This window comes from Syntrophorhabdaceae bacterium (assembly GCA_028713955.1).
Classification (GTDB): Bacteria; Desulfobacterota; Syntrophorhabdia; order Syntrophorhabdales; family Syntrophorhabdaceae; genus UBA5609.
Genome location: JAQTNJ010000206.1, coordinates 1 through 5,585 on the forward strand (window position 1 = coordinate 1; position 5,585 = coordinate 5,585).

General features: G+C 46.6%; 9 protein-coding genes and 1 tRNA gene. All 10 read left to right on the forward strand.

Annotated elements, in window-relative coordinates; all coding sequences use genetic code 11:
• A partial coding sequence (locus PHU49_13760; protein MDD5245071.1) for a hypothetical protein occupies positions 1-112 on the forward strand: 112 nt, incomplete at its 5' end.
• A gap of 10 nt (positions 113-122) precedes the next feature.
• Positions 123-272, forward strand: coding sequence for a 50S ribosomal protein L33 (gene rpmG, locus PHU49_13765; protein ID MDD5245072.1), 150 nt, complete (start codon positions 123-125; stop codon positions 270-272).
• Between the two features lie 6 nt (positions 273-278).
• Positions 279-352 (forward strand) — tRNA-Trp (locus tag PHU49_13770).
• An 18-nt stretch (positions 353-370) separates the two neighbouring features.
• Complete coding sequence (gene secE, locus PHU49_13775) at positions 371-574, forward strand: preprotein translocase subunit SecE (GenBank protein ID MDD5245073.1); 204 nt, start codon at positions 371-373, stop codon at positions 572-574.
• Positions 575-578: 4 nt separating this feature from the next.
• Positions 579-1,112, forward strand: a complete 534-nt coding sequence (gene nusG, locus PHU49_13780; GenBank protein ID MDD5245074.1) for a transcription termination/antitermination protein NusG — start codon at positions 579-581, stop codon at positions 1,110-1,112.
• 12 nt (positions 1,113-1,124) lie between these two features.
• Positions 1,125-1,553, forward strand: a complete 429-nt coding sequence (gene rplK, locus PHU49_13785; GenBank protein ID MDD5245075.1) for a 50S ribosomal protein L11 — start codon at positions 1,125-1,127, stop codon at positions 1,551-1,553.
• A gap of 99 nt (positions 1,554-1,652) precedes the next feature.
• A complete protein-coding gene (gene rplA, locus PHU49_13790; protein ID MDD5245076.1) occupies positions 1,653-2,357 on the forward strand; it encodes a 50S ribosomal protein L1 in 705 nt (234 codons plus the stop codon).
• Between the two features lie 130 nt (positions 2,358-2,487).
• Positions 2,488-3,009 carry a 50S ribosomal protein L10 gene (gene rplJ, locus PHU49_13795; protein MDD5245077.1) on the forward strand — a complete coding sequence of 174 codons (522 nt, stop codon included), beginning with the start codon at positions 2,488-2,490 and terminating at the stop codon, positions 3,007-3,009.
• A 12-nt stretch (positions 3,010-3,021) separates the two neighbouring features.
• On the forward strand, positions 3,022-3,414 hold the full coding sequence (gene rplL / locus PHU49_13800) for a 50S ribosomal protein L7/L12 (GenBank protein MDD5245078.1): 393 nt from the start codon (positions 3,022-3,024) through the stop codon (positions 3,412-3,414).
• An 87-nt stretch (positions 3,415-3,501) separates the two neighbouring features.
• A partial coding sequence (gene rpoB, locus PHU49_13805; protein ID MDD5245079.1) for a DNA-directed RNA polymerase subunit beta occupies positions 3,502-5,585 on the forward strand: 2,084 nt, incomplete at its 3' end.

Consider the following 5,585-nt stretch of genomic DNA (forward strand, 5'->3'; position numbering starts at 1 on the left):
CCTGAACGTCGAGCTTGTTACCCCCATTGCCCTTGAAAAGGAACTCCGCTTTGCCATCAGGGAAGGCGGCAAGACCGTAGGCGCAGGGGTAGTCACCGAGATCAGTGAGTAAAGGGGGAGGGATGAGACAACTAATAACCATAGCATGTTCAGAATGTAAAAATAGAAATTATACAACCACAAAAAACAAGCAGAAGACGCCGGACAGACTGGAAATGAAGAAGTACTGTAAATACTGCAGGAAGCATACCAGCCATAAGGAGACAAAATAAAAATAAAGGCCAGTAGCTCTAACGGATAGAGCACCGGACTCCAAATCCGGGTGTTGGGGGTTCGAATCCCTCCTGGCCTGATATATTGCGGAGAATACATGGAGTTCAGAGAAAAGATAGATCAGATTAAGGAATATTTCCGGGAAGTATATCTGGAGGCAAAGCGTGTTACCTGGCCTTCAAAGAAAGACGCAATAAAAGGCACCTACATTGTGCTCATAACGGTAGTCATTGCAGCATTATTTCTTGGTATAGTTGATATTGGATTGGCAAAAATAATACAGACATTGCTACGCGGATAAACCTATGGAAAAAAAATGGTACGTAGTGCACACCTACTCTGGCTATGAGCAGAAGGTTAGAGAGCTTCTGGAAGAAAATATCAGGATCAGCAAGATGGAGGAATATTTCGGAGAGATCATTGTGCCTTCAGAGGTCATCATGGAAAAGGTCAAGGGACAGGTAAAGAAGTCACAGAGGACCGTTTTCCCCGGTTATATTATCGTGAACATGCTTATGAACGATATTACATGGCATTTCGTGAGGAACACCCCGAAGGTTACCGGTTTTGTAGGATATGACAAAATGAACCCCCCACCTCTGCCTGATAAGGAGGTCGATGAGATCATCAACGCCATCCAGGAAGGGAAAGGAAAGATCAAGCCCAAGATACGGTTCGAGAAAGGCGACGGCATCAAGGTCACTGAGGGACCCTTTACAAACTTTACCGGTAACGTTGAGGAGATAAAACCGGAAAAAGGCAAAGTAAAAGTGCTTCTGAATATCTTTGGCAGGACGACACCGGTAGAACTGGATTTTATTCAGATAGAAAAAATTTGAAGGAGTTAAGCGATGGCAAAAAAAGTTGTTGCGTTGGTAAAGTTGCAGTTGCAGGCAGGGCAGGCAACACCATCACCGCCTGTAGGACCGGCGCTTGGCCAGCATGGCGTCAATATTATGGAGTTCTGTAAGGCCTTTAATGAAAAGACGAAAAGCCAGGAAGGAACGATCATCCCGGCAATGATAACGATTTACTCGGACAGGACGTTCAGTTTTATTACAAAAACACCGCCGGCGACCTTTCTGATCAAAAGGGCTGCAAAGCTGGCAAAGGGAGCACACACCCCCAAGAAGGAAGTTGCCGGGAGCATAACAAAATCTTCCGTTAAAGAGATCGCGCAGCTCAAGATGGTCGATCTCAATGCAAAAGACCTCGAGGGGGCCATAAGGATCATAGAGGGCTCCGTGAGAAGCATGGGGCTGGAAGTAGTTGAAGGATGACATATAAAAACAGAAGTTGAGAGGGTAAGAGGCTGAGAGCCGCAAGAGCCTAAACCTTTGTTTCTTATCTTCTGATTTTCATTGCAAGGAGTAAGGCATATGGCAAGCACAGGAAAGAAATACACAGAGGCAAGAAACAAGATAGACAGAGAAAAAAGGTATGACATGGACGAAGCGCTTAACCTCTTGCCGCAGGTTTGTTTTGCAAAGTTTGATGAGACCGTGGAAGTGGCAATGAGGCTTGGCGTTGACCCGAGACATGCAGATCAGATGGTGAGAGGAAGTGTCGCGCTCCCTCATGGTCTTGGCAAGAAGGTGCGGGTTCTCGTTTTTGCAAAGGGCCAGAAAGAGAAGGAGGCTCAGGACGCAGGTGCTGACTTTGTCGGCGCAGAAGACATGATCGAAAAGATCCAGAAGGGATGGATAGATTTTGACAAGGCGATCGCCACTCCCGACATGATGGGGCAGGTAAGCAAGCTCGGTAAGATTTTAGGTCCCAGAGGGCTTATGCCAAACCCAAAGGTCGGCACCGTTACCTTTGATGTCGCAAAAACCGTTAAGGAATTGAAGGCTGGAAGGGTAGAGTTCAGAGTGGACAAGGCCGGTAATCTGCACGTTCCCGTGGGCAAGGTCAGCTTCGGTAAAGAAAAACTCATTGACAATCTCAACTCACTCATCGATGCAGTGACCCGACTAAAACCATCCTCAAGCAAAGGGACATACGTAAAAGGTATTGCCATTTCAACATCAATGAGCCCCGGAATAAAGATTGATCCGGGCTATGCAAGGACTTTAACAAAATAGGGAAAAGGTCAGAGAAAGCGGGTGCGGCGCTTTTAAGCGCCCTTAAACGGTTACGGCCTGCCGAGACTTTTTGAAGATGTCTCTTCCTGACTTTCCATACATATTTTAGAGAAAGGAGGGATGAAAAACATTGGAACGGTCAAAGAAAGAAAAAGTTGTTGAGGAATTAGGGACCAAGCTTAAAGCCTTGAATTATATGTTCCTCACTGATTACAGCGGCATGAGCGTTGCCCAGATCACGAAGCTCAGGAGAGAGCTGCGCAGCGTTGGTACGGAATTTACTGTTATAAAAAACAGTCTCATGAGAATTGCCGCAAACGGAACAAAGGCTGAAGCGCTGAAAGACAAATATGATGGCCCCAACGCGATCGTATGCATTTATCAAGACCCTATAAATGCGGCACGGGTGATCGCTGGTCTCGCAAAAGAGATTCCCAATCTCAAACTGAAAGCAGGCTTTCTCGGTGACAGGGTTATAACGCCGGAAGAGATTCTCAGGCTTGCTACGTTACCATCAAGGGACGTATTGATTGGTAGACTCCTCGGTTTGCTGAAAGGACAGCCGCAGAGACTTGTCTATGTCCTCTCAGGGAATCTCAACAAGCTCATGTTAGTATTAAACGCGATTAAAGTGAAAAAAGAACAAGCATAAAGGAGGCATTCAATGGCAATTACAAGAGAAGATGTCATACAATACATCGAGAACATGACAGTCCTTGAACTCTCGGAGTTCGTGAAAGCATTAGAAGACAAGTTCGGCGTACAGGCAGCAATGCCCATGATGGCCGCGGCCCCGGCAGCAGGAGGTGCAGCAGCGCCTGCGGCGGAGGCAGCAGAAGAGAAGACGGAGTTCAATGTAATACTCACAGGTTATGAAGCGGAGAAAAAGATCCAGGTTATCAAGGTTGTAAGGGCAATTACCAGCCTTGGGCTGAAAGAAGCGAAAGACCTTGTTGAGGGTGTCCCGAAACCTGTCAAGGAAAGCGTTTCAAAGGACGAGGCGGCAAATATCAAGAAACAGCTTGAAGAAGTGAGCGGACAGGTCAAGGTTGAATAAAAAAAGGAAGCAGGATCCGGGGACCAGCCTTCTGCAGGTCCCCGGATCCCCATCAAAAACCCCCTTTTTAAAGAGGTGAACGACATTATGAGGGAAACTTTCCGTAATAAAATCTTTAGGAAGAATTATGGCAAAATAAAAGAGATTCTTGAAATCCCCAATCTTATTGAAATTCAACTTGACTCTTATGAGAAATTTCTGCAGCAGGATATTACAGCGGAAAAGAGGACAAATATCGGCCTGCAGGCCGTTTTCAACAGCGTATTCCCGATACGGGATTCTCATGACACAACGACCCTTGAATTTGTCAAGTATGAGATAGGAGCCCCTAAAAATACTGAAGAGGAATGCCTTTTCAGGGGGATTACCTATGCAGCGCCGATGAAGGTGACAATCAGGCTTGTCGTCTGGAATGTCGACCCTGATACGAAGACGAGAGATATAAAGGCCGTAAAAGAGCAGGATGTCTACTTTGGAGAGATCCCTCTCATGACTGAACGGGGGACCTTCATCGTAAATGGTACTGAAAGGGTGATCGTCAGCCAGTTGCACAGATCACCCGGTGTTTACTTTGATTGTGACGCCAGCAAGTCGCCTTTAAGCGGAACCCTTTCATATACAGCGAGGATAATACCGTACAGGGGTTCATGGCTGGACTTTGAGTTCGATCATAAAGAACTGATCTACGTGAGGATCGACAAGAAAAAGAAGATCCACGTTACGTTATTGTTGAAAGCGCTGGGTTATGCTGAAAATGAAATCCTGAACTACTTCTATGAGAAAGAAAAGATTGTTTTAAAAGATAAGAAATTTTACAAACAGACATCTCCTGCCTTACTGATAGGTCAGAAAGCTACATCGGATATTATTAACGACAAGACCGATGAGGTTCTTGTCAGGAAACATAAAAAGATTACCAAGGCCATCATTAAAAAGATGGAACAGGCCAATATCAAGGAAGTACCGGTAGACGAAGAGGACATCATCGGGAAGGTGACGGCCGGCGATGTCATTGACCCAAAGACAAAAGAGGTTCTGATACCCATTAACAAGGATGTTACCAGGGAAGACCTGGAGAAGATTGCAGAGAGGAAGATAAAGAGTTTCGACATATTATTCATCGACAATCTTAATGTCAGTCCCTCTCTGAGGAATACCCTGATCGCCGACAAGGCAAATACCAAAGATGATGCCCTTATCGAAATATACAAAAAATTGAGACCGGGGGATCCGCCTACGATAGAATTTGCAGAAAATCTCATCCAGAGTATGTTTTTCAGCCCTGAGAGATACGATCTGTCAAAGGTGGGCAGGCTCAAAATAAACCACAGGATCGGCGTAGGCATACCCCTCGATGTTACAGTACTCCGGAGAGAAGACATCATTGAGGTCGTGAAACACCTCCTGAAGCTGAAGGATGCCAGGGGAACCGGGGACGATATTGACCACCTCGGCAACCGGAGGGTAAGAACGGTTGGAGAACTCCTCGAGAATCAGTTCAGAATGGGTCTCGTGAGAATGGAGAGGGCGATCAAGGAAAGGCTTACATTCCCCGAGATGGAAACGCTGATGCCCCATGATCTTGTGAATCCGAAACCGGTGGCAACGGCCGTAAAGGATTTTTTTGCGAGCAGTCAGTTATCACAGTTTATGGATCAGACAAACCCCTTGAGCGAGATTACTCACAAGAGGAGATTGAGCGCGCTGGGGCCTGGAGGGCTCACGAGAGAGAGGGCGGGCTTCGAGGTCCGGGACGTCCATCCCACGCATTACGGAAGGATATGTCCTATCGAGACACCGGAAGGTCCCAATATCGGGCTCATCGCATCTCTTTCAACATACGCCAAGGTAAATGAATTTGGTTTTATTGAAGCCCCTTACCGGGAAGTAATACATGGGAAAGTCACTGACAAGGTGCAATACATGAGCGCCCTTGAAGAAGAACAGTATTACATCACTCAGGCGAATGCGCCCGTAGAGAAGGACAACAAGCTTGCCGGCGATCTCATCCCGGCGCAGAAAGGCGGCGGGTTCTATTTAATCAGCCCCGAAGAGATCCATCTCATGGACGTTTCCCCAAAACAGCTTGTGAGTGTTTCTGCCGCACTTATTCCATTCCTTGAACACGACGATGCGAACAGGGCACTGATGGGTTCCAACATGCAGAGACA

Excerpts from the sequence above, each read along its gene's own strand:
- rpmG (MDD5245072.1), top strand. The coding sequence starts at position 123 with ATGAGACAACTAATAACCATAGCATGTTCAGAATGTAAAAATAGAAAT.
- secE (MDD5245073.1), top strand. The coding sequence starts at position 371 with ATGGAGTTCAGAGAAAAGATAGATCAGATTAAGGAATATTTCCGGGAA.
- nusG (MDD5245074.1), top strand. The coding sequence starts at position 579 with ATGGAAAAAAAATGGTACGTAGTGCACACCTACTCTGGCTATGAGCAG.
- rplK (MDD5245075.1), top strand. The coding sequence starts at position 1,125 with ATGGCAAAAAAAGTTGTTGCGTTGGTAAAGTTGCAGTTGCAGGCAGGG.
- rplA (MDD5245076.1), top strand. The coding sequence starts at position 1,653 with ATGGCAAGCACAGGAAAGAAATACACAGAGGCAAGAAACAAGATAGAC.
- rplL (MDD5245078.1), top strand. The coding sequence starts at position 3,022 with ATGGCAATTACAAGAGAAGATGTCATACAATACATCGAGAACATGACA.